The 22,807-nt window shown below is 67.3% G+C and carries 18 protein-coding genes; 11 read left to right on the top strand and 7 right to left on the bottom strand.

The window, feature by feature from the left end; translation table 11 throughout:
* The first annotated feature begins 303 nt into the window (after positions 1-303).
* The 5 genes from JHC57_RS01740 to JHC57_RS01720 all read left to right on the top strand — a co-directional run bounded on the left by JHC57_RS01740 (position 304) and on the right by JHC57_RS01720 (position 7,372).
* Positions 304-2,751 (top strand): TonB-dependent receptor, encoded by a 2,448-nt coding sequence (locus JHC57_RS01740; RefSeq protein ID WP_294028121.1) that lies wholly within the window; start codon positions 304-306, stop codon positions 2,749-2,751.
* Entirely contained in the window at positions 2,748-4,097 is a 1,350-nt protein-coding gene (locus JHC57_RS01735) for an MFS transporter (protein WP_294028119.1), read from the top strand. The genes JHC57_RS01740 and JHC57_RS01735 overlap by 4 nt, the downstream gene beginning before the upstream one ends.
* 37 nt (positions 4,098-4,134) lie before the next feature.
* Positions 4,135-5,088, top strand: a complete 954-nt coding sequence (locus tag JHC57_RS01730; RefSeq protein ID WP_294028117.1) for a TauD/TfdA family dioxygenase — start codon at positions 4,135-4,137, stop codon at positions 5,086-5,088.
* Positions 5,089-5,407: 319 nt separating this feature from the next.
* Positions 5,408-6,604: an acetylornithine deacetylase gene (gene argE / locus JHC57_RS01725; protein ID WP_294028116.1), complete on the top strand. Its 1,197-nt coding sequence runs from the start codon at positions 5,408-5,410 to the stop codon at positions 6,602-6,604.
* A 9-nt stretch (positions 6,605-6,613) separates the two neighbouring features.
* The gene (locus tag JHC57_RS01720; RefSeq protein ID WP_294028115.1) at positions 6,614-7,372 is read left to right on the top strand and encodes a GntR family transcriptional regulator; all 759 of its coding nucleotides are present in this window, start codon (positions 6,614-6,616) and stop codon (positions 7,370-7,372) included.
* A 16-nt stretch (positions 7,373-7,388) separates the two neighbouring features.
* Here the strand turns inward: JHC57_RS01720 and JHC57_RS01715 are convergent, their stop codons facing one another.
* From JHC57_RS01715 to JHC57_RS01705, 3 genes are read right to left on the bottom strand one after another with little or no spacing between them, the layout of a single operon-like run.
* Entirely contained in the window at positions 7,389-8,684 is a 1,296-nt protein-coding gene (locus JHC57_RS01715) for an MFS transporter (RefSeq protein ID WP_294028113.1), read from the bottom strand.
* Positions 8,681-10,675, bottom strand: coding sequence for a prolyl oligopeptidase family serine peptidase (locus tag JHC57_RS01710; RefSeq protein ID WP_294028111.1), 1,995 nt, complete (start codon positions 10,673-10,675; stop codon positions 8,681-8,683). Before JHC57_RS01710 ends, JHC57_RS01715 begins: the two co-directional genes overlap by 4 nt.
* 53 nt (positions 10,676-10,728) lie before the next feature.
* Complete coding sequence (locus JHC57_RS01705) at positions 10,729-12,852, bottom strand: TonB-dependent receptor (protein ID WP_294028110.1); 2,124 nt, start codon at positions 12,850-12,852, stop codon at positions 10,729-10,731.
* A 133-nt stretch (positions 12,853-12,985) separates the two neighbouring features.
* Here JHC57_RS01705 and JHC57_RS01700 point away from each other — a divergent pair, with 133 nt between their 5' ends.
* From JHC57_RS01700 to JHC57_RS01675, 6 genes are read left to right on the top strand one after another with little or no spacing between them, the layout of a single operon-like run.
* Entirely contained in the window at positions 12,986-13,447 is a 462-nt protein-coding gene (locus JHC57_RS01700; RefSeq protein WP_294028108.1) for a thioesterase family protein, read from the top strand.
* A gap of 17 nt (positions 13,448-13,464) precedes the next feature.
* Complete coding sequence (locus tag JHC57_RS01695; protein ID WP_294028107.1) at positions 13,465-14,223, top strand: SDR family oxidoreductase; 759 nt, start codon at positions 13,465-13,467, stop codon at positions 14,221-14,223.
* Positions 14,220-15,125, top strand: coding sequence for a 3-keto-5-aminohexanoate cleavage protein (locus tag JHC57_RS01690; protein ID WP_294028105.1), 906 nt, complete (start codon positions 14,220-14,222; stop codon positions 15,123-15,125). The genes JHC57_RS01695 and JHC57_RS01690 overlap by 4 nt, the downstream gene beginning before the upstream one ends.
* Positions 15,122-16,063, top strand: coding sequence for a hypothetical protein (locus tag JHC57_RS01685; RefSeq protein WP_294028103.1), 942 nt, complete (start codon positions 15,122-15,124; stop codon positions 16,061-16,063). The genes JHC57_RS01690 and JHC57_RS01685 overlap by 4 nt, the downstream gene beginning before the upstream one ends.
* Complete coding sequence (locus JHC57_RS01680; protein WP_294028101.1) at positions 16,060-17,289, top strand: aconitase X catalytic domain-containing protein; 1,230 nt, start codon at positions 16,060-16,062, stop codon at positions 17,287-17,289. The genes JHC57_RS01685 and JHC57_RS01680 overlap by 4 nt, the downstream gene beginning before the upstream one ends.
* Positions 17,286-17,741: a DUF126 domain-containing protein gene (locus JHC57_RS01675; RefSeq protein ID WP_294028100.1), complete on the top strand. Its 456-nt coding sequence runs from the start codon at positions 17,286-17,288 to the stop codon at positions 17,739-17,741. The genes JHC57_RS01680 and JHC57_RS01675 overlap by 4 nt, the downstream gene beginning before the upstream one ends.
* A gap of 43 nt (positions 17,742-17,784) precedes the next feature.
* Here JHC57_RS01675 and JHC57_RS01670 read toward each other — a convergent pair whose 3' ends face one another.
* From JHC57_RS01670 to thpD, 4 genes are read right to left on the bottom strand one after another with little or no spacing between them, the layout of a single operon-like run.
* Positions 17,785-19,140 (bottom strand): MFS transporter, encoded by a 1,356-nt coding sequence (locus JHC57_RS01670; RefSeq protein WP_294028098.1) that lies wholly within the window; start codon positions 19,138-19,140, stop codon positions 17,785-17,787.
* Entirely contained in the window at positions 19,125-20,402 is a 1,278-nt protein-coding gene (locus tag JHC57_RS01665) for an MFS transporter (RefSeq protein WP_294028096.1), read from the bottom strand. Before JHC57_RS01665 ends, JHC57_RS01670 begins: the two co-directional genes overlap by 16 nt.
* A 21-nt stretch (positions 20,403-20,423) precedes the next feature.
* On the bottom strand, positions 20,424-21,863 hold the full coding sequence (locus JHC57_RS01660; protein WP_294028095.1) for an aspartate kinase: 1,440 nt from the start codon (positions 21,861-21,863) through the stop codon (positions 20,424-20,426).
* On the bottom strand, positions 21,860-22,780 hold the full coding sequence (gene thpD / locus JHC57_RS01655) for an ectoine hydroxylase (RefSeq protein WP_294028093.1): 921 nt from the start codon (positions 22,778-22,780) through the stop codon (positions 21,860-21,862). The genes JHC57_RS01660 and thpD overlap by 4 nt, the downstream gene beginning before the upstream one ends.
* Positions 22,781-22,807: the final 27 nt, after the last annotated feature.

Below are 22,807 nucleotides of genomic sequence, written 5' to 3'. Positions count from 1 at the left end.
TGGGGTAGCGGACCTACCGCGCCCTGCCGTGTCCTGCGGCTCTCCACATCTCCAGCCGCGCCTCCTCTCGCGAGACGTTTGCGGCCTGACGTCCGGCATCCGAGCGCCGGCGCGGGGAAAAATCATGCCTTTGCTGACCCGAGCCGACCTGTCGGATCTGGCTCGCTATCCTGCGTCCCTGCGCAGCGCCGCCCGTGCGCTGTGGGGGGCGGAACTGGCGGCTGCCCGATCCGGTGCGGCGCATCGCGCCACCATCCATCACATCAAAAAGGGGGCGGGATCGCCGCCCGGGGACCCACTATAATGAACCGTTTCTCTCCCGATCATCGCTTGAAGTTCCTGCTCGGCGCGGCCCTGTCGCTGCCCGCCGCACCGGCCATTGCCGCGGAAACCATCGAGGCGGGGGCGTCCTCCGACAGCGCCGGCGAACGCGCCGTGGGCGCTGCGACCGCGGCCGCTTCCGCCGCATCCTATGACGGCGCCGAGATCATCGTGTCGGCACGCCGCCGCGATGAAAGCGCGCAGGATGTGCCGATCGCGTTGTCGGTCGTCGGCTCCGAAACGCTCGAGGCGACCGGCAACTACACGCTGACGCAGATCCAGCAGATCGTGCCCAGCTTGCAGGTCTTCAGCTTCAACCCGCGCAACACCAACATCAATATCCGCGGGCTCGGAAGCAACGTCGCGCTTACCAACGACGGGCTCGACGGCGTCGGATTCTACGTCGACAATGTCTATTTCGGGCGCGTCGGCCAGTCGCAATTCGACTTGGTCGACCTGCGGCAGATCGAGGTGCTGCGCGGGCCGCAAGGGACATTGTTCGGCAAGAACACGACGTCGGGCGCGATCAACATCACCTCGAAAAAGCCGAGTTTCGACCCAGAATTTTCGGGCGAGGCGAGCGTCGGCGACTATGGCTATTACCAGCTACGGGGCTCGGTGTCGGGGCCCCTGATCGATGATCTGCTCGCGGTGCGCGTCAGCGGGGCGGTGACCGAGCGGCGGGGCTTTCTATACAACAGGACCCAGAGCGAACGCGCGCAAGACTATTCGAACTGGAGCGTGCGCGGGCAGCTGCTCTTTACACCGACGCCCGATATTGAGGCGCGGATCATCGGCGACTTCTCGCGTCAGAAGCAGAATCACGTCCTCAACATCTTCGCCGATTATTTCGGAACATATGAGAATGGCGCCGCGATCCCGAACAACTTCGCCGAGCGCGCGGCGCGTTTCCCGGGATATGCTTTCCCTGCGATCGATCCCTTTGCCCGGTACGGCGAGGCCGACAGCCATTATCAGTCGAACATGGATGGCTATGGCGTGTCGGGGCAGGTCGACTGGGATATCGGCGGCGCCCGGCTGACCTCGATCAACGCCTATCGCTGGTGGGACTGGAATCCGGCGAACGACGGCGATTCCACCTCGCTGCCGATCACGACCAAGGCGCAGCAGGCGAACCGCCAGCGCCAGTTCAGCCAGGAAATCCGACTGGCGTCGGACAGCGACGGACCGATTGATTACGTCGTCGGCGCATATTATTTCTGGCAGGTGATCCGCGGCAGGGGGGGCAGCGCCTATGGCCCGGCCGCCGGACTGTGGAACCGGCCCGCGACCTCGCCGATCCCGCTCGCCGCATGGGATGCTGCGCTCGATGGCTTCGAGGCGAATTCGACATCGGACCCGCGGACCAAAAGCTATGCGCTGTTCGGCCAGCTCGACTGGAAATTCATCGACCGGCTGACGCTGACCGCGGGGCTCCGCTATACGCACGAGAAGATGAGCGGCTCGTTTGTGCAGGTACATGTCGCGGGAATCGATCTGTCGACCTTGCCTGCAGGGCTTGCGGCGCAGGCGACTGCGGTCCGGTCGCAGTTCAACCCGGTCACCAGATATTCGACGAGTTTCAAGGACAACAGCGTGTCGGGGCTCGCGACATTGTCGTGGCAGTTTTCGGACGATGCGCTCGCCTATGCGACTTATTCGCGGGGCAACAAGTCGGGCGGGCTCAACCTCACCAACCTGCCGGCGGGGCTGCGTCCCGAAGATGTGGCCGCCGTGGAGCCCGAAAAGGTCGACAGCTATGAACTCGGCATCAAGTCGGAGTGGTTCGACAAAAGGGTGACGATGAACGTCGCCGGATATTGGACCGAGATCCGCGACTATCAGACCGCGATCACCGAGCAGGTGCAGAACTCGGTCAATGTCCGCCAGTATATCGCCAACATTCCCGGGGTGCGCTCGCGCGGAGTCGAGGGCGACCTGGCGTTCGCGCCATCGGAGCGCGCGAGCTTCTATGCCTCGGTCGCCTATGCCGACACGACGTACAGCGACTATCCGAACGCGCCGCAGGCGCCCGAGCGGCTGAATATCAGCGGCATTCAGGATCTGACGGGCAAGCAGCTGCCCGGCGTTCCAAAGTTCACCTACACGCTGGGTGGCGACGTGTCGGCGCCGCTCGGCAATCTCGGCGGGCGTGATCTGTCGCTCTATGGCCACGCCGATTATTCGCACCGTTCGGCCTTCAATACATCGTCCAGCGACAGCCGCTACGCTGATATTTCCGCTTATGGCATCGCCAATGCGCGGATCGGTATCCGCACGGACGATGGGCTGTTTGACCTGTCCCTGTGGGCGCGAAATCTGTTCGATGAGGACTATTTCCAGACCTTGTCGGCGCAGAACAGCGGTATCGTCACCGCGCTGATCGGCGAACCGCGCACGATCGGTGCGACGCTGAGGACGCGGCTGTGAGTGTCGCGTCAGCCAAGCCGGGTCAGCTGATCCGCTTTTCGGCGGTCGCCGTCCCGCTCGCCGCCGCCGGATTGCCGCTCGGCGTCTATCTCCCAGCCATCTACGCGCGCGACTATGGCCTGTCCTTGACCGTAATAGGCGTCATCTTCCTGCTCGGCCGGCTGTGGGATGCGATCGCCGATCCGCTGATGGGATCGCTCAGCGACGCAACGCGCAGCCGCTATGGCCGCCGCAAGCCATGGATCGCGGTTGGCGGCGTGATCTTCGCAATCTCGGCGATCTTCCTCTTTTTCCCGCCTTTCGGGGTTACGCCGCTGTCGCTCGGAATCGTGCTGTTCTTCCTATATCTCGGGTGGACCGCAGTGCAGATACCGTTCCAAGCTTGGTCGGGCGAGGTGTCGGGCGACTATCACGAGCGCACGCGGATCGCGACCTACCAGCAGGTGGTGGCGGCCAGCGCGCTGTTGCTCACGTTGATCCTGCCGACGATCGCGGATCAGCTGCGTCCCGGGGACGGACGGCTGCAGCTGACCCTGATGGGCGGGCTCGTCTTGCTGACGGTCTTTCCCGCGCTGCTGTTCACGTTGACCGCGCTCAACGAGCCGCCACTGCCGGCGCTTCCGGCGAGCAAGCCGAACGTCCGCGAAGTGTTCCGCGCGATCACCGGCGAACCTCTGCTGCTCCGTGTCCTCGCTTCCGATTTCGCGGTGACGCTGGCGCAGAATATTCGCGCCGCGCTGATCGTCTTCTTCGTGACCTTCTACATGGGTCGGCCCGAGTGGGCCGGGGGCTTGTTCCTGTTCCAGTTCGTCTTCGGCATTTTCGCGGGGCCGATCTGGCTGAAGATCGGGCGCCGTTTCGGCAAGCATCGCACCGCCGTCGCGGGTGAGATGGTGCAGGTTGCGATCAACTTGTCACTGTTGCTTGTCACACCGCAGACCTTCACGCTTCTGCTCGCACTGACGCTGGCGCAGGGGCTGGCGCAGGGATCGGGCAATCTGATGCTGCGCGCGATCGTCGCCGATGTCGCGGACAAGCATCGCCTCGACAGCGGCGAGGACCGCACCGGTCTTTACTATTCGGTATTCAGCCTTGCCGGGAAGACCGCCACCGCGGTCGCGGTCGGCATCGCGCTGCCACTCGTAAGCTGGCTCGGGTTCGATCCCAAGGGCATAAACAGCCCCGAGGCGCTTAATGGCCTGCTTCTCGTCTTCGGCCTTGGCCCTGCCATCGCCCACGCCTTGTCCGCCGCCCTCATCGCACGCTTCCCGCTCGACGAGGCGGCGCACGCCGAAATTCGCCGAAAGCTCGATCCCGCACCACCGGATTACGCCTTCGCCGAATGAACCCCGCCGCCAACCGATACCACCAAAGGAGACTGATATGACCGACCTTCACACCAGCTATGCCAATGCCCGAGACAGGAATATCCCGCTCGACATAACCCCCGTGACCGGCACGATCGGAGCCGTCGTGAACGGCGTCCAGCTGTCGGGCGACCTGTCCGCAGCAACGGTGCAGGCGATCCAGGCCGCGCTCGTGCGGCACAAGGTGCTCTTCTTCCGCGACCAGCAACATCTGACCGACCAGGAGCATGAGGATTTCGCCGCGCTGCTCGGCGATCCGGTGGCGCATCCGACGGTGCCGGTCGCCGAAGGCTCGCGCTATCTGCTCGAACTGGACAGCAAGGAGGGCTATGCCGCGTCGAGCTGGCACACCGACGTGACTTTCGTCGATGCCTATCCCAAGGCGTCGATCCTGCGCGCGCTCACCATCCCCGAAGCGGGCGGCGACACGCAATGGGCCAACGGCGAAACTGCCTATGAAGGGCTACCCGAGGTGTTGCGCCAGCTCGTGAACAACCTCTGGGCGACGCACACCAATCTCTATGATTATGCGTCGATCCTGCAGTCGGCGCCCGACGCCGAAAGCGCGGCGAAGCGGATCAGGGAGCATCGTAACGTCTTCGCCTCGACCGTCTACGAAACCGAGCACCCGGTGGTCCGCGTCCATCCGGTGAGCGGGCAGCGCAGCTTGCTCCTCGGCCATTTTGTCAAGCAGTTCGTCGGCCTGAACCAGACCGACAGCGCGCGCCTGTTCCAGACGCTGCAGGATCATATCACCAAGCCCGAGAATGTGGTGCGCTGGCGCTGGCAGGCGGGCGACGTCGCCATATGGGACAATCAGGCGACCCAGCACCGCGCGACCGCCGACTTCGGGCTCCAGCGCCGCACTCTCCGCCGCGCGACGATCCACGGCGAGGCGCCGGTCGCGATCGACGGGCGCCGCAGCCGCATCGTGCGGCGGGAAAAGGCTGTCGAGTACGAACCTGCCTGATCGAAATCGGCCGGCGCCCTGTTCCTCTCCCATCCTGTGACCGCGCCGGTCACACTGCGGCGCACCGCGGGTTCCATTCGCCCGGGGTGCGCCGCCCTTTCATGAGCAACTTCTCGATCATCGCGCATATCGGACCTGTTTCGTCGCAATGCCTATTGACTGCCGACGAGAATAATACAAAGTGTATACAATAACAGGACACGGCATTCGCAGCAGGGGTTTTCATGCAGGAAGGTTTTGGGCAGCGCGCGCGGACGGGAGGCGCGCGGCGGTCTTGCGCGTCGCTGGCGGGGCCGGCGGCCCCTGCGGGGTGCGGCCGATGAGCGGAGCGCCGCGGAGCGACGACAATCTGGCCCCCGCGCTCGCGGCATCGGCGATCGACATCCTCGCGCGGCTGGTCGCGTTCGACACCACGTCGAGCGCGTCGAACCTCGCGCTGATCGACCATGTCGAGGCGTATCTGGCGGGGCATGGCGTCGCGTCGCGGCGGATCGCCAACGCCGACGGCAGCAAGGCCAATCTGCTCGCGACGATCGGACCCGCCGACGCGCGCGGACTGGTCCTGTCGGGGCATACCGACGTCGTGCCGGTCGAAGGCCAGCCGTGGAGCCGCGATCCCTTCACGCTCGCCGAGGACGGCGGGCGCCTCTATGGCCGCGGCACCGCCGACATGAAGAGCTTTATCGCGCTCGCGCTCGCGGCGGTGCCTTACCTGACGCCGCGCACGATGACGCGTCCGGTCCATCTCGCCTTTTCCTATGACGAGGAGATCGGCTGCCTCGGTGCGCCCGACCTGATCGACGCGCTGGTCGCCGAGGGGCATCGCCCGGTCGCGGCGATCGTCGGCGAGCCGACCGAAATGGCGATCATCAACAGCCACAAGGGCATCCACCTTTACGAGGTGGTCGTCACCGGCCGCGAGGCGCATTCGAGCCTGGTGCACGAGGGCGTATCGGCGAACATGATCGCGATCGGGATATTGGGCGTACTTGGCAGGATCGCTGAAGACGAGCGCGCCGATCACCGCGATGCGCGCTTCGACCCGCCCTGGTCGACGCTGACGGTGGGGACGATCCACGGCGGTACCGCGGCGAATATCCTCGCGCGCGAATGCCGTTTCACCTTCGACCTGCGCACGGTGCCCGACCGCGACGCCGATGCGGTGCTCGCCCCCTTCTGGGCGGCGGTCGAGGAGGCGCGAACGCGGCTGAAGGGCGAGGGCGAAGAAACCGGCATCGCGGTGCGGGCGATCGCCGAGGTGCCGCCGCTGCGCCGCGAGGAGGAAGGCGCCGCCGAGCGGCTGGCGGCGATGCTGAGCGAGGTCGTGACGCCGGCGGGCGCGGTATCCTATGGCGCCGAGGCGGGACAGTTCCAGACCGCGGGCATGTCGACGGTGATCTGCGGCCCGGGATCGATCGTCCAGGCGCACCGCCCCGACGAATATATCGAGATCGCGCAGATCGAGGCGGGCGCGCGGTTCATGTCGAGGTTGATTGCGATGACCCATGCGGAGTAGAGATCGGCGATGCGCGCAGCCCGAACCAGATCCGACAAGCCCGCCGAGCCGGCGGAGGTCCTAGACATAAGCGAAGAGGTCGCCCGCCAGTCCTCGGGACAGAAGGTCTATGCCTTGCTGCGCGAGCAGATCCTGAATCTCGACCTGCCGCCGAACACCGAGCTGGACGAGGTCCAGTTCAGCCGCGAGCTGGGCTTTTCGCGCACCCCGATCCGCGAGGCGCTGATCCGGCTCGCGTCGGACAGCCTTGTCGTGCTGGCGCCGAACCGCGGTGCGCGCGTCGCGCCGCTCGACCTCGACCAGGTTCCGCAGGTGCTCGAGGCCCTCGAACTCTATGAGCGCGCGACGACGCGCTGGGCGGCGCTGCGCCGGCAGCCGCATCACCTCGACCTGCTCGAACAGCGCAACCGCGAGTTCGCGGTCGCGAGCGAAACGCGCGATCCCCGCCTGATCGTCGAGGCGAACTGGGCCTTTCACGACGCGATCAATCAGGCGTGCGGAAACAGGTTCCTCGCCGCCGACTGCTCGAAAATGCTGCGCGGCGTGATGCGCCTGTCGCTGCTCGCCTTTCGCCAGAACGGCGCGGCGCTGCTGAGCTATTCGGACGTCATCGAGCAGCATGATCAGATGATCGACGCGATCCGCCGCGGCGACGCCGCCGAGGCCGAACGGCTGGTCTACGAGCATTCGGACGAGTTCCGCGAGCGGATGAAGACCTTTGTCGCCGGTGCGAGCACCGCCGATTTCTCGCTGAACGGTCGCGGCTGAGCCGCGCCCGCCAGCTTCAGTCCTCCAGATCGTCCGCCACCCTGCCGCTCGCGCGGTAGAAGAAAAATGCGGTCGGCAAGGTCAGCGCCATCACGATGATCAGCGCGTAGCGCAGCCCCTGGGGGCCGTGGATCGCGCTGAAATGGTCGCTGAGCGCGCCGGTGATCACCGGACCGAGACCGAAGCCCAGGAGATTGCCGAAGAAGAGGACGATCGCGATCGCGGTCGCCCGCCGCGCGCTGCCGCACACCGCGTGGATCGCGGCGAAGGCGGCGGGCAGGGCAGCGTAGAGCAGGATGCCGCCGATCGTGCTGACGACCAGAAAGGCCGGCAGGTCGTCGATCAGGAACATCGCGCAATTGGGCAGCGCCGCGAGACCGAAGGCGATGGCGGGGAAGCGGACGATCCAGCGCGGATCGCGCCGCGACAGCGCGTCCTGGATCGCGCCGCCGGCGAGGCTGCCGATCAGCACCCCCAGCGCCGACGTCGCGCCATAATAGAGCCCCGCCTGTTCGATCGGACTTTCGATCACGCGGACGAGGTAGGAGGGTACGAAGACGAGCGAGCCATAGGCGGCGAAATGATAGAGGGTGAACCCCGTCAGCATCAGCACGAAGGAGCGCTTGTCGACGAGGCGGCGCACCGAAGTCCGGAAATCTTCCGTGCTGGCGCGGGAAACCGCGGCATCGACCCGCTGACGCGGTTCGTCGAGCACCCACCAGACGAGCGCGGCGATCAGGAGGCCCGGCAGGCCGAAGGCGACGAGCGTCGCGCGCCAGCCGTAGGCGGCGACGAGCTGCGACCCCGCCGACAGCCCGATCAGATAGCCGACGGTCCCCGACGTCGCGAAAATGCCGATCGCGCGGGCGCGCTGCGCGGTCGGGAAATAGTCGACGATCAGCGACTGGGCGGGCGGGGTCGCGCCGGCTTCGCCGACGCCGACGCCGATGCGCGCGAGCAGGAGCTGCCAGAAACTGGCCGCCGCGGCGCACAGCACGGTCATCAGGCTCCACACCGAGATCGCGGCCGCGATGAGCTTCTTGCGATTGCCGCGATCGGCGAAGCGCGCGATCGGCAGGCCGAACGCCGAATAGAGCAATGCGAAAGAGAGGCCGCTGAGCAGCCCGAGCTGGGTGTCGGAGACCCGGAATTCCTGCTTGATGGGTTCGAGCAGCACCGAAATGACGACGCGGTCGATCGAGCTCGACGCGCCGACGAGGAACAGGATCGCAAGGAAGGTCCAGCGGCGCGCCGGAGAATAGAGATGCGCCGCGCCGCCGCCCTGTGCGGCGGGGGTGGGGGCGATGCTCAATTGCGATCCCGCCACTGCGCGAACCAGCGCAGCACGCGCGTTCCCTGATCGACCTGTGCCTCGAAGCGTGCGGCGGCGTGCCCCTCCTCCGGGTAGAGTATCAGTTCGGTCGGCACGTCCGCGAGAACGAGCGCATGGTGGAATTGCACCGCCTGCGCGGGCGGGGTGGTCTTGTCCATCTCGCCCGCGATCAGCAGCGTCGGCGTCGTCACCTTGTTCGCGTGCGCGAGCGGGCTCCGCCGGTCGAAGGTGCCGCCGACGTCATAGGGATCGCCTTCCGAATAGAGCGACAGGAATTCGGGATGGTGTGCGGTGAAATACTGGCTGCGCATGTCGGTCAGCGGCGCGATCGCGCACGCCGCCTGAAAGCGCCCCGTCTGGCCGACGAGCCAGGTGGTCATGAAGCCGCCGTAGCTGCCGCCGGTGACGAACAGCCGGCTGCCGTCGACCGGGTGGTTGGCGACGACATGGTCGATCCCCGCCAATATGTCGTGCACATCCTCGCCTGCCATGTCGCCGATCACGCGCGACGCGAAATCGAGCCCGCGCCCCGAACTGCCGCGCGGATTGGGGAAGAGCACCGCATAGCCCGAACTGACGAGCAGCGCCGCGAGCGGGTTGTCGAAGCTCCAGCTATCGCGGAACAGATGCGAGGGGCCGCCATGGATGAAGGCGACGAGCGGCGGGTGTTCGACCCCTTCGGGCATCGCGAGATAGCCGAGGATGTCGAGCCCGTCGCGGCCGTGCCAGCGCACGACCTCGGCGGGTTTCATCCGCGCCTGGACGGGCGCGAGGTCGGGCGGGGTGAGGTCGAGCAGCATCTGCTCGCCCGCCGCGTCCGAGCGCGCGAGATAGGGATAGCGGTCGAAAGCGTGGCCGGGGACGAGGACGGCGTCCTCGCCTTCGGGGACCGCATAGGGCACCTTGCGTCCCGCCGTGCCCGACACGCGCCATTCGATTGCGGTGGTACCGTTCGCGATATCGAGCGTTCCCGCGACCGATCCCGGTGCGGCGAAGCCCGCGAAGAAGAGGCGGTTCGCATCGCGCCAGACGAGCGCCGACACCTGTGCGCCGATATCGGGCTCGCGCGCCGCGCCGGTCGCGCGGTCGTAGAGGATGAGCGAGCCGAGCTGGACGGTGCGGTGGAACCGTCCCTCGATTACCGCGATCGTCTGGCCATCGGACGAGGCGGTGATGCCGGCGAGTTCGACCTCGGGCGCGGCGAAGCGTTCGAAGGCGCCGCCGGCCGCGGGGGCGATCGCGATTTCGGTCTGGTACCAGCCGCCCTCGGTCGGGCTGGCCGAGGTTATCGCGACGACCGCGTCGGGGCCGCACCAGTCGGCTTCCCAGACATTCTGGCCGTCGGTGCCGACGCGCGCGAGCGCGCCGCTTTCGATGTCGAGAATATGCGCACGGCGCCACAGGCCGTCGTGGCCGCCGGTTTCGACGGTCGGCATCCACGAGGGGCGTTCGCCGCCGTCGCCTCCGCCGATGCGCGCGGTCGCCGCCGACCCGGCGGCATCGGCGCCGGCGTCGGCGCTCTGAAGCAGAACTCTGCCGCTGTCGGCCGCCCAGACGAAGCTTTCGACCGCCTCGCCGGCAATCGGTGCGGGCGCGGTGGCGCGATCGAGAGCATCGGCCGATGCGATCATCAACTGGAAATTGCCCGCGCCATGGTCGCGGTCGGACAGGAAGGCAAGCCGGCGGCCGTCGGGCGACCATTTCGGCTGGCTGTCGTTCGCCTCGTCGCTGCCGAGCAGGGTCACCGTGCCGTCGGGGGCGAGAAGGCCGATGCGCGTGACCGGGAAGCCGCCGCCGGCGCGCATCATCGGGCCCGAAAAGGCGATCATGCCACTGGTGGGGTTGGGCGCGACATGGACGATGCCATGGAATTGCCCGGCGCCGGGGCGATAGAGGCGCTCGAAATAATCGCGGACCTGCGCTTCGATGGCGTTGGCGGAGGAGGGGAGATCGCTATCGGGGGAGGACACGGGCAAACCTTTTTTGAAAACGGGGGCCGGATCGCTCCGGCCCCCGGAGAGGCTCAATAACGGAATTCGAACTGCAGGCCCACGGTGCGCGGGCGCATGCGATATTCCTGGCTGATGTCCGTCGGCGGCTGGGTGATGCCGTTCCAGTTGCCGATATTCTCGACGTAGAGCGAGGCGGTCCAGTTGTCGGGCGATTCGAGCCCGATGCTGCCGCGCGCGAGCAGCGGTTCGTCGCTGAGAAAGTAGCGCGCGGCGCCCGACGCGAGCAGGCGCGCGGGGATTTTCGAGCGATAGGTCAGCGAGCCCGAGACTATGCCCTTGAGCCCCGCCTTGCCGACGGGGAAACGATAATCGAGGAAGCCGCTCGCCGTATATTCGGGCGAGAAGGCGAGGCGGTCGCCCTTGTTGTAGAGGGTGACGGGTCCGGCCGCGGTTTGCGTCACGATCGGGCCGGCAAGGTCGAGGCCGTTCCAGCTGAAGGTGCCGCCGATGTCGAGCCCCTCCACCGGGTGCGCGGTGAGCGCGAGGTCTGCGCCGAAGCCGCTCGCCTTCGGCCCGTTGACCGACGCGGCGAAGACGACGCCGTCGATGTCGACGTTGAGGTTCTGCTGAATGTCCTTCCAGTCGATATAATAGAGCGCGGCATCGAAGGTGAGTGCGCCGCCGAGCAGGCTGCCCTTCGCGCCGACTTCGTAGTTCGACAGGCGGTCGGCCTTGACCGGCGGGATGCCGGGGGCGGTGCGGATGATCGTCGGGCTCTGGTTGAAGCCGCTGCGGAAGCCCTGCGAGTAGGACGCATAGGCGGTGAAGCGGCGGCTCGGCAGCCAGGTGATCACCGCGCGCGGGGTCACCGCATCGAAGGTGTCGGTGCGCCGCGCGAGCGGCTGCGCCGGGTCGCCGGTGGTCGGGGTGAGCTCGATCTGGGTCACGCGGTCCTTGAAATAGCGCAGCCCGCCGGTGACTTCGAACGTGCCGTCCATGAAGCTGCGCGTGACTTCGCCGAACGCCGCGAACGAGCGCGACTTGTCCTTGAAGTTGATCGGTGCCGGGAGGACGAAGAGGGTCTGGTTCAGAAGGTCGGACGCGTCGCGGTAGAAGCCGCCGACCGACCAGCGCCAGTCGCCGCCGCCGGTCGAATTGATCAGCAGTTCCTCGGTGAAGATCTTCGAGCCGATTTCGGTGTGGAGCGTCTGGTCCGGCGCGAGATTGGTATAGTCGCGCTCGCTGAGGTTGGTGAATTTGAGGTAGCTCGTCGCGCTCGATACCTCGAAGGCGCCGAAGTCGTAGCCGAGCCTGGCGCTGAACGCGTCATAGTTCAGCTTCTGCGGCAACGGCACGGTGGTCAGCTGGTTGCCGGCGTCGTTGGCATAGGCGGGCGCGTCCTGGTCGATGCGCGATATCCATGCCGACAGGCCAAAGCTGAAATCGTCGGTCGGCTGACCGTTGAGCTTGATACGCACGTTGCGCGAGCGGCTGTCGTTGGCATTCTTGACGCCGCGGGCGGGCTGATCGATCCAGCCTCCGGCGCTTTCGAAGCCGCCGACGATGCGGAGACCGAGCTTGTCCTCGACGAGCGGGATGTTGACCGCCATGTCGCCGCGATAGCTCTGGTCGCCGCCCTCGGTCGCGGCGACGCCGGCGCGCGCCTTGAATTCGAAGCGGTCGAGGTTGGCGTCGTTGGTGAGGACGCGCACGACGCCGTTCAGCGCGTTGGCGCCGTAGAGCGTGCCCTGCGGCCCGCGCAGCACCTCGATGCGCGACATGTCATAGGCGTTGGTGTCGGGCAGGATCGCCGACTTGACGAGGCCGAAGGGGACCGAATCGATATAGAAGGCCGAGGTGCTCGACCCCGCGAGCGTCGCGCCGTTCGCGGCGACGCCGCGGATCGTGAGCTGCGTCCCGCCGCCCTGTGGCGAGTTGGTGATCGAGATGCCGGCGACCGAACGCAGGGCTTCGCTGACGCCGCCGCTGGCCTGCGCGTCGAGATCCTTGCCGCCGAGCGAGGTGATCGAGATCGGCACGTCCTGCAGCCGTTCCTCGCGCTTCTGCGCGGTCACCACGATTTCGTTCGCATCCCCGGCACCGGCTTCGTCGGCCGTCTGCGCGGCGGCGGGAGCCGTCCACAGCAGCGCGGCGACGACGCCAAGGCCCGATCCAGTCTTCAGCTTGCTACGCATATTGTCCCCTTTTGCACGTTTTATGGATTGTGACGAGAGTGCGAATACCCAATGAACACATTGTGTATAATCTGTGTAGACAAGTCAAGCATGGGCGATTAGTCCGGTGCCGTCGGCAACGGAAAGGCGCATCATGGACCCCGAAATCACCCCGGAATCAGTGACAAGCGCGCCGGTCGAAACCTTTCGCGGAGTCGTCTTTCCCTGGCATTGCGACGCGATGGGTCACATGTCGGTGCAGCATCAGATGCCGCTCCTCGACAATGCGGTCTATCATCTGCTCGGCTTCTTCGGCCCGACGGCGGGCGAGATCGACGGCCGCAACGCGGGCTGGGCCGATGTCTCGCACGAGATCCGCTATCTTCACGAACTGATCGCGGGCGACCTGCTGATCCTCGCCAGCGGCATATTGTCGGTCGGGCGCACGTCGATCCGGCACCGGACGATCCTGTCGCGGCGTCCCGACGCCAAACCCTGCACGATATTGGAGGGCGTCACCGTTCGCTTCGATCTGGGCGCGCGCAAGGCGACGCCCCTGTCCGACCGCGAGCGCGCCATCGCCGGGCGGCTGATGCTGCCGGCCGAAACGAACTGAACCGAAGGGAGGCTTTGATGGAACGAGTGCTGGTTACCGGGGCGGGCGACAGCGTCGGACGCGCGATCGCCGAGCGTTTCCTGCAAAAGGGCGCGAAGGTGCATATCTGCGATGTGCGCGGCGATGCGGTCGCCGCGACGCTGGCGGCGAATCCGGGAATGAGCGGCAGCGTCACCGATGTCGGCGTTCGCAGCGAGGTGGATGCCCTGTTCGCCGATGTGCGCGCGCAGGTCGGCGACCTGACGGTCCTGGTCAATGTCGTCGGCATGGCGGGCCCGCGCGCCGCGATCGAGGATATCGACGAGGACGAGTGGGACAAGACGATCGCGGTCAACCTGTCGGGCATGTTCTATACGATGAAGCGCGCCGTCCCGATGCTGAAGGCGAACGGCGGCGGCTCGATCGTCAATTTCTCGACCTGCTCGACGCGCACCGGCATCCCGTTCCGCGCGCCCTATATCGCGTCGAAGGCGGGGGTCGAGGGGCTGACGAGGAACAGCGCGCGCGAGCTTGGCCCGTCGGGCATCCGCGTCAACGCGATCCTGCCCGGGATCATCAACAACGACCGTTTCCGCTTCATCGTCCAGCGCAACGTCGACGCGACGGGGCGGAGCTTCGAGGACATCGAGAACGACTATCTCAAATATGTGTCGCTGCGCTGCAAGGTCGAGCTCAGCGAGTTCGCCGACATGGTCGAATTCCTCACCTCGGACGCCGGCAAGAAGATCACCGGAGAGATCATCGCCGTGAGCGGCAACATGGAATGGGAAGAATGACGATGAACAAGAAGACGATCCTGACCTGCGCGGTCACCGGCGGCGCGCCGTATAACAGGAAGCATCCGTCGATGCCGGTGACGCCGAAGCAGATCGCCGACGCCTGTATCGAAGCCGCGTCGGCGGGCGCGAGCATCGTCCATATCCACGTCCGCGATCCCGAGACGGGCGAGGGCAACCGCGACCGCGCGCATTTCCGCGAAGTCGTCGATCGCGTCCGCCAGACCGGCACCGACATCGTGCTCAACCTGACGTGCGGCATGGGCGCCTATTTCCTGCCCGATCCCGAGAAGGAAGGGCATATGCTGCCCGGCAGCGATGTCGTCGGCGTCGACGAGCGCGTCGCGCATGTCGAGGAATTGCTGCCCGAGATCGCGACGCTCGACATCGTCACCAACAACCAGGTCGAGGGTCCGACCGAATATATCTATTTCAGCCCGCCGCACACGCTGCGCGCGATGGCGAAACGGTTCCGGGCGGCGGGGGTGAAGCCCGAACTCGAGGTGTTCGGCCCCGGCGACATATTGTTCGGCAACAGGCTGGTCGAAGAGGGGCTGATCGACGGCCCGCCGATGATGCAGATGGTGCTGGGCGTGCAATGGGCGGCGCCGCACGGCGTCGAGACGATCCTGTACCAGAAGAGCCTGATGGCGCCCGGAACGATATGGGGCGCGTTCGGAATCGGGCGCGAACAGATGCCGATGCTCGCGCACACCTTGCTGCTCGGGGGCAACATCCGCGTCGGGCTGGAGGACAATCTCTATATGTCGCGCGGCGTCTGGGCGACCAACGGCCAACTCGTCGAGCGCGCCTATACGATCGTCAACGCGGTCGGCGGCTATGAGGTCGCGACGCCCGCCGAGACGCGCGAGATGCTGAAGCTCAGAACCCCGGGCGCATGACCGGGGCGGCCGCCACGATCCCTTGGTACGATGCGGCAGCGGTCGCGCGGGCAACGCCGATGCCCGCGCTGATCGCGGCGTTGCAGCACGCTTTCGCCCGGGACGAATATCGCGCACCACCGCGGCTCGCCGCGGATATGGGCGGCGCCTCGTTGCTTGTCATGCCTGCGTGGAAGGGAAACGGGCGGATCGGCACGAAAATCGTCACGGTCGATCCGTGTTCGCGTCCCTCGATCCGATCGACCTACGTCCTGGACGATCGCGCATCGGGGCCGCCGATCGCGCTGATCGACGGCGCCGCGCTCACCCGCCGCCGGACCGCCGCCGCGTCGGTTCTTGCCGCGTCGCGGCTTGCGCGGCCAGCGTCGGCCACCTTGCTCGTCATCGGCACCGGCGCTCTCAACGCGCCGATCATCGAGGCCTATGCCGCCGCTTTCGAGTTGAAACGGGTTCTGGTCTGGGGCCGCGATGCGGGCAAGGCCGAGGCGGCGGCGCGCGCGGCGCGCGCGCAGGGATATCCGGCGGAAGCAGTCGCGACGGTCGACGCGGGATTGGCGGCGGCCGATATCGTCTCGGCCGCGACGCTCGCGACCGAACCGCTGATCGCAGGGGCGGCGCTGCGTCCCGGCATGCACATCGACCTGATCGGCGCGTTCCGGCCCGACATGTGCGAGGCCGATGCCGAAACCTTTGCCCGCGCGCGCGTTTTCGTCGACACCCGCGAGGGCGTGCTGGACGAGGCCGGCGATCTGCTTCGGGCGATCGACGCCGGCGCGATCGGCGCGGAGGCGATCGAGGCCGACCTCGCCGCGCTGTGTTCGGGCGCGCATCCGGGACGCGGCGATGACGGCGAGGCGATCACGCTGTTCAAGTCGGTGGGCACCGCGATCGAGGATCTGGCGGCCGCGGAACTCGTCGCGGGATACGGCGCGTCGTGAAGCTCGAACCGATCGATCGCGCGCTGCTGGCCGGAGAGCATGGCGCCGCCGCCGGGCGCGCGATGGCGTTGCTCGTCCGGTACGGCGAGGCCTGCGGCGCGGAGCGATTCATTCCGATCGAATCCGCGCATATCGACGGATGCCTCTATCACGGCCCGTCGAGCATCGATTTCGTGGAACGCTTCGTCGATCTGGGCGGAAAGGTGCGCGTGCCGACCACGCTGAATGTCGCGGCGGTCGACGTCACGCATCCCGGCTGGCATTGCGGCCCGCCGGACATCATCGCGCAGCAGAAGGAACTGACCCGGCTGCACGAGCTGCTCGGATGCCTGCCGACGCTGACCTGCGCGCCCTATCAGCGGATGGCGCGCCCGCGGCGCGGCGAGCATGTCGCCTGGGCCGAATCCAATGCCATCGTCTTCATCAACTCGGTACTCGGCGCGCGCACCGACCGTTATGGCGATTTCACCGACCTTTGCGCCGCGCTGACGGGGCGCGTGCCGCTCGCGGGTCTGCACCGCGACGAGGCGCGCCGGCCGGCGGTCGTTTTCGAGCTTCCGTCGATCGATGCCGCACGGCTGCCGCGCGACCTCTATTTCGCCGCGATCGGCTATGTCGTCGGGCGCCGCGCGCCGGGCATCATTCCCTATCTGCGCGGATTGCCGCCCGATGCGAACGAGGACGAACTGAAGGCGCTCGGCGCCACGGGCGCGTCGTCGGGCGCGCTCGCGCTGTTCCACGCCGAGGGGGTGACGCCCGAGGCGGCCGACATGCCGACGGTCGGGCTGCCGGTCGAAACGGTGTCGCCGGCCGAGGTGGCGGGGGCGATCGCATCGCTGTGCCGCGCGGTGGAGGGCGAGGCCGTCGCGGCGGTCTGCCTTGGCACGCCGCATTATTCGATGCATGAATTCGACTTGCTCAACAAGGCCGTGGACGGACGCCGCCGCGCGGCGGCGACCGAAGTCTATGTATCGACCTCGCGCGAGATCGCCGCCGGGATTGCGGACGACGACGCCTTCGGTCCCTTGCGCGCCTTTGGCGTCAACATCGTCGTCGATACCTGCACCTATCTGGCGCCGGTCGTCCGCGAGACGTCGGGGCTGATCCTGACGACATCGGGCAAATACGCGCATTACGGCCCCGGCAATCTGGGGCGGCGGGTCGCGTTGATGACGCTGGAGCGCTGCATCCGGTCGGCCGAGACGGGAAGGGTGGTGGCGCCATGATGATCCGCGGAAACGCCCTCATCGAGGGGATGGCGAGCGGGGCCCTGCTGAAGCTCACCGATCCGCTGAGCCTGTGGGGCGGGGTCGACCTGCAGACCGGCCGCATCGTCGACGCCTCGCACCCGCAGCGAGGCGCGATACTCGCCGATCGGCTGCTGGCGATGCCCGGAAGCCGGGGGTCGTCCTCCTCGTCGAGCGCGCTGGTCGAACTCGCCCGCACGAAGCGCGCGCCCGCCGGCGTGATCACCACGCGCGCCGACCCGATCCTCACGATCGGCGCCCTGGTTGCCGATGATCTTTACGGCGTCGCCATCCCGATCCTGATCATATCCGAGGACGATTTCGCGAGGCTGTCGTGCGGGGCGACCGGACATCTCTGGTGCGAGACCGGTCGGTCCGTGCTGACGATTCCGGGTCGCGAACCGGTCCGGTTTTCAGGACCGACGGTCTAGATCGCCCCCGCCGTTTGCGATCCATATTCTTCGACGAGGGCCGTCAGCTTTCCGAGGCTGGCGGCGCGTCCCGTGCGAAAGGATCTTCGCGCAGCGACCGCCCGGCCGTTTCGGGCATGAAACGCAACGCCGCCAGGCCGGTCAGACATGCCAGCATCATATAATAGGCGGGCATGAGCGGATCGCCGGTCAGGGTGATGAGACCGCTGCCGATCATCGGCGCGGTGCCGCCGAAGATCGAGGTCGAAATATTATAGGCGATCGCGAAGCCCGCGAAGCGCACCGCGGTCGGGAACATTGCCGGAAAGGTCGCCGAGATCGTCGCAAGTTGCGGCACATAGAGGAGGCCGAGCGCCATGAAGCCGATCAGCGCGCCGGTGAACCCCGTCCCGATCAGCATATAGAGCGGGACGACGCCGAGCAGCAGCCCGATCAGCGACCATCGCCACATCGCGCGGCGGCCGACGCGGTCGGACAGCGCGCCCGCGAAGGGCAGGAAGATCATCATGAAGACCATGCCGATAATGGGCACGAGCAGCGCTTCTTCGTTCGACAGGCCGATCCGCCGCTGGAGATAGGTGGGCATATAGCTGAGCAGCGAATAGTTGACGACGTTGAGCGCGACGACGAGCCCGCCGACGACGAGAAGCGGGCGCCAGTGGTCGCGCAGCATCGCCGCGATGCCGGGCGGCTTGCGCCGTTCGGCCGACGCCATCTCCTCGCGAAAGATCGGCGTGTCTTCCATCTTCGATCGCACATACATGCCGATGAGGCCGATCGGACCGGCGATCAGGAAGGGAATGCGCCAGCCCCATTCGTGCATCGCCCGATCGCCGAGGTGCAGCGAATAGCCGAGCATCAGCGCGGCGCCGAAGGAAAAGCCCGCGAGCGTCCCGAATTCGAGGAAGCTGCCGTAGAAGCCGCGGCGGTCGTCGGGGGCATATTCGGCCATGAAGGTCGCCGCGCCGCCATATTCGCCGCCGGTCGAAAAGCCCTGCAACATGCGGAGGACGATGAGCAGCGTCGGCGCCCAGAAGCCGATGCTGTCATAGGAGGGAATGAGCCCGACCGCGAAGGTCGCGCCCGCCATCAGCAGGATCGTCATCGCGAGCACCGACTTGCGCCCGATGCGGTCGCCGAGCGGTCCCCAGAACAGGCCGCCGAGCGGCCGGACGAGGAAGGAGATGGCGAAGGTCGCGAGCGCGAACAGCACCGCCTCCTCGGTATCGCCGGGGAAAAGCGCGGCGGAGATATAGGTCACGCCATAGGCGTAGATGCCATAGTCGAACCATTCGACCGCATTGCCGAGCGCCGAGGCGCCGACCGCGCGGTGCAGCGGCGACGGTTCGCGAAAGGGGGGCGGGTGCCCCGGGGCGTGGATCGTTACGGGCTTTTCCATGTGTCACCTGTTTGCCGATGGGGTTTGGCCGAAGGGGCGGGCGGTTCGGGGCCGGCGGGATCGAGCAGCGCGGCGACCGGGGTCGTGCGCGGCAGGATCTGGAAATCCTGCTGCGCCGCGCCGGGCACCGGATCGCTGGTCGCGAGGCGCCACAGCCCGAAGGCGAGCATCGCGGCCGCACCGAGCGCGATGAAGAGGAAAAGCCCGCCCGCGCCCGCCAGCGTCATCGCCGCCGCGGCGCCGAGCGGGCCGAGCGCGGCGCCGACCGAATAGAGAAGAACGAGCTGGCCGCTTGCGGTGACGCGCTCCGACGGCAGCAGGCGGTCGTTGGCGAAGGCGACGCAGAGCGGATAGAGCGCGAAGCTCAATCCGCCGAACAGCGCGCCGAGGCCGAGCAGCAGGGCGCCGGTCGGCGCCATGGCGAGCGCGAGGCTGACCCCGAGCGTCGCGGCGAAGCAGGCGATGATGACGCGCCGCCGGTCGTAGCGGTCCGACAGGCGGCCGAGCGGCCATTGCAGCGCGACGCCGCCAAGGATCACGGTCATCATGAAGGTCGCGGTGTCGGCGAGGCCGAGGCCGATCCGGCGCGCGTAGATCGCCGCCAGGCCATAGAAGGCGCCGAGCAACAGCCCGGTGATTCCCGCGCCCGCGACGCCGAGCGGCGAGGCTTCGAACAGGCGCCGCAGCGGCAGCGAGGCGGCATCCTCGAGCGATGGCGCCGCGGCGCGGGTCAGGCAGACGGGGATGATCGCGAGCGTGATCAGGATCGAGGCGAGCTCGAACGGAATTTGCGGCGCGCTGTTTCCCGACCGCAGGATGAGCTGGCCGAGCGCCTGCCCCGAATAGAGCGCGACCATATACCAGGCGAGCACGGTGCCGCGCGTGTTCGCTTCGGCACGGTCGCCCAGCCAGCTTTCGACGCAGATGAAGACCCCTGCGACGCACAGCCCGTCGACGAGGCGCAGCGCCGCCCACAGCGCGGGATGCCGGAACAGCGCATAGGTGAGCGTGCTCGCCGACAGCAGCGCGACGAAGGCGGCGAAGGCGCGGATATGGCCGACGCGGCGCACGACCTCGCCCCCGCGCAGCGCGCCGACGACGAGCCCGGCGAAATAGGCGGTCGCGACGAGGCCGATGACCATCGTCCCGCTGCCGGCGCGTTCGAGCCGCAGGCCGATCAGCGTCGAGAGGAAACCGCTGCCCGCCATCATCACGAAAATCGCGACCAGCAGGCTCCGCACGGGCAGGATCGTTGCGAACATCGGCCGGGCCCGGCCGCCGCGTCATGCGGCGCGCCGACCCTCCGCGCTCGCGTCCATGTCCTCGACCAGCGATTTGTGCAGCGCGCGCACCGCCGCTTCGAAATCGCGGCTTTCGACGATGAACTGGACGTCGACGTTGCGGATCTGGTGCTGCATCGCGATCATGCCGATGCCTGCCGCTTCCAGCGCGCGCAACGCATCGGGGACGAGCCCGGGGCGCGAGATGTCGCTGCCGATCGCCGCGACCATCGCCACCGGCTGCGCCGAGATGGCGGCCTCGGGATAATCCTTCTGCAGGTCGGCGATCACGCCTTTCACGGCGTCGGCGCTCGCCGACAGATAATGGGTGATCGTGTTGGCGTTCGACGATTTGCTGACGATCCACAGGCGGTGGCGCGTCAGCGCGTCGAGGATCGCGGCGTCGTAACCCTTCACCCCGACCATATCCTGTTCGAAGAAGGTCAGCGCCTGTATCTGGCGGATGCCGGTGACGATCTCGACCCGCGGCACGTCGGAGACATAGTCGCCGGTGACCAGCGTGCCGCCGTCCTCGCGGTCGAAGGTGTTGCGCACGCGCAGCGGAATGCCGGTCTGGCGGAGGCCGCGCCCGGCGCCGGGGTGGATCGCCTCCATGCCGAGGTTCGCGAGCTGGTCGGCGACGTCGTAGTTGGTGCGGCCGATCTTGCGCGCCCTGTCCTCGCCGACCAGCCGGGGGTCGGCGCTCGACAGGTGGAATTCCTTGTGGATGATCGCCTCGCGCGCGCCGGTGACGACGGCGAGCCGCGAGAAGGTCATTTCGGTATAGCCGCGCGCATAACGCCGCACCATGCCGCCCTCGCATCCCGCATAGCCGGTGACGATCGGCAGCGTCGCCCGAAGGTCGATCGCGGCGAAGCTGTCGCCGAGCCGCGCGTCGAGGCTGCGCAGGTCGTTCTGGTCCCACAGCGTCAGATCGACGAAGCGCGCGTTCACGTCGCGGTCGCGCAGCAGCAGCGCGGTGCTGTGCGCGCTGTGCGCCTCGCCGATGCCCGCGAGCAGTTCGCGCACCGTCATCAGCTGCTCCTTGACGCAGAAGCGGCCGTGCGCGCGCAGCCGCGCGAGGTCTTCGAGGCATGCGGCGACGGTGGCGATGCGCGTATCGACGAAGGCGTCGGCCTCGTCGCGGCTTTCGGGCCGCGCGAACATTCCGGCGTTGCGCTCCTGCATCGCGCGGCGGACATCCTCCATCGCCTCGCGCCAGCCGCCCGCATCCTCGTCGGCGACGAAGCGGCCGTAGACGCCGGGCGCGCCGCTCTTGCTGTTCTCGAGCAGCAGGTCGGTCATTCCGGCATAGGCCGAGACGACGAAGATGCGGTTGTAGAGATCGGCGCCCGAGCGCCCCGCGATCAGCACATTGTCGAACAATGTCGCGGTCGCGGCCATCGATGTGCCGCCGATCTTCTCGACGCTGTGCCCGGTCATGCCGCCACCGTCCCGGCGAGCGCGCCGCGCTCGACCGCCAGCGGTTCGGGGTCGCCGCGATGCGCGAGGAACCAGGGACGCGGCTTGTCCACGCCGAACGGCTTTCCGAGCCGATTGCTGACCGCATTATAGACGAGGAAGGCGTTGGCGCGCGGGAAGGGGGTGATATTGCCGTTCGACCCGTGCATCAGGTTGCAGTCGAACAGGATCACGGTGCCGGGCTTGCCGGTCGGCGCGACGATGCCGTGCCGATGCGCGAGTTCGGCGAGGCTCACCTCGTCGGGGACGCCATATTCCTGCTTCTTGAGCGAGCTCAGATAATGGTCGTCGGGGGTTTCGCCGACGCAGGTGAGATAGGTGCGGTGCGACCCCGGGATCACCATCAGCGGCCCGTTGTGGGGAGTGTTTTCGGCGAGCAGCACCGACATCGAGAGCGCGCGCATGCGCGGCATGCCGTCCTCGACATGCCAGGTCTCGAAGTCGCTGTGCCAGTAGAATTCCTTGCCCCTGAAACCGGGTTTGTAGTTGAGGCGCGACTGGTGGATATAGACCTCGTCGCCGAGCAGGAAGCGCGCGACGTCGGCGAGCCGCGCGTCGGCGGCGAGCCGCGCCATCACGGGGCTCTGCGCGTGGATTTCGAAGATCGAGCGGATTTCGCTGCCTTGCGCTTCGGTGACGATCGTTTCGGCGTCGAGCGCGGCGGGGTCGGCGAGCAGCGCTCCCGCGGCCTGTTGCAGGAACGCGACTTCGTCGGCCGCGAAGATATCCTCGAGGACGATATAGCCGTCGCGGTCGAACTGCGCGGCCTGGGCCGGACTGATCGGCGCGTCGTTGCTCCATTGGCTATGGACGACGGGGTCGTGCCGCGGCCGCATTTCGGCGGTCGCCGCGTGGCGTGAGGGGTAGAGGTCTTGCATCGGACGTCTCCCTTTCCGTTTGCAGGT

Source organism: Sphingopyxis sp., assembly GCF_016463645.1.
In the GTDB taxonomy this organism is placed as follows: domain Bacteria; phylum Pseudomonadota; class Alphaproteobacteria; order Sphingomonadales; family Sphingomonadaceae; genus Sphingopyxis.
The sequence above is the reverse complement of the archived record's forward strand: the minus strand, read 5'-3'. Positions and strand labels throughout refer to the sequence as shown.